1 protein-coding gene is annotated in these 1,516 nt (G+C 62.2%); it reads left to right on the plus strand.

From position 1 onward, the window contains the following. Window positions 1-1,516: class I tRNA ligase family protein (locus WBB85_RS06320; protein WP_432637780.1), on the plus strand; the 1,516-nt coding region annotated here is incomplete at both ends.

A 1,516-nucleotide genomic window follows, 5' to 3' on the forward strand; every position in this document is an offset into this window, starting at 1 on the left:
CCTTTTACCCTGCATGACGGCCCGCCCTATGCCAACGGCCACCTTCATATCGGCCATGCGCTGAACAAGGTCCTGAAGGATATGGTGGTGCGCAGCCAGCAGATGATGGGCAAGGATGCCCGTTACGTGCCGGGCTGGGACTGCCACGGCCTGCCGATCGAATGGAAGATCGAGGAACAGTACCGCAACAAGGGCCTGAACAAGGACGACGTCGATGTCGTCGCCTTCCGTCAGGAATGCCGCAAGTTCGCCGAGGGCTGGATCGATGTGCAGCGCGAGGAGTTCAAGCGTCTGGGTGTCACCGGCAACTGGCCCGATCCGTATCTCACGATGAACTACCACGCCGAGGCGGTGATCGCCGGGGAGTTCCTGACGTTCCTGATGAACGGAGCGCTTTATCAGGGCTCCAAACCCGTGATGTGGTCGCCGGTGGAAAAAACCGCGCTGGCCGAGGCGGAGGTGGAGTATCACGACCATACCAGCCACACGATCTGGGTGCGGTTCCCCGTGGCTTCGGCGTCGGAGTTCAAGGACATGGACGGCTGCATCCGCACCGACCTGTTGCAAACCTCGGTCGTGATCTGGACCACGACGCCCTGGACCATCCCGCAAAACCGTGCGGTCGCCTTCAACCCGACGATCGCCTACGGTCTTTATGAGGTTTCGGCGGTCGGCGAGAATGCCAGCGCCAAGGTAGGCGAAAAGGTCGTCGTGGCTGACAATCTCGCCGAGGCAATCTTCGCTGCGGCGCGGGTCGAGAGTTTCCACAAGCTGCGCGCAGTTCCGGGCGAGGAACTGGCGACGCTTACCCTGTCGCACCCGTTCCGGGGCGTGGAAGGCGCAAACGGCGAATGGGACTACGACGTTCCCATGCTGCCCGGCGATCATGTCACCGATGACGCGGGGACGGGCTTTGTCCATACCGCACCCTCCCACGGCGACGACGACTATCAGCTTGGTCTCAAGCACGGCCTGCCGATGACCTACAACGTCGAACCGGACGGCTCTTACCGCAAGGATCTGCCGATCTTCGGTGGTGAGGCGATCATCCAGTCGGATGGCAAGGATGGCCCCGCCAACGTCTCTGTCATCAAGCAGCTTGCCTATGCCGGCGCCCTGTTCGCAAAGGGTAAGATCAAACACTCCTATCCGCATAGCTGGCGCTCCAAGGCGCCGCTGATCTACCGCAATACGCCGCAATGGTTCGTGGCTATCGACCAGAAGCTTGACGACGGTTTGGGCACTTTTGGCGACACGATCCGCGCCCGCGCGCTGAAATCGATCGACGAGCTGGTTACCTGGACGCCGCAGAACGGTCGCAACCGCCTTCATTCGATGATCGAGGCGCGGCCCGACTGGGTTCTGTCGCGGCAGCGCGCCTGGGGTGTGCCGCTGACCTGCTTTGTCAGGAAGGGCGCGAAGCCGACCGATGCCGATTTCCTGCTGCGCGATCCGGCCGTCAACGCCCGCATCATCGCGGCGTTTGAGGAAGAGGGCGCGGATGTCTGGTACAAGG

The sequence above is a fragment of the Albidovulum sp. genome, from assembly GCF_049646345.1.
Lineage (GTDB): Bacteria > Pseudomonadota > Alphaproteobacteria > Rhodobacterales > Rhodobacteraceae > Albidovulum.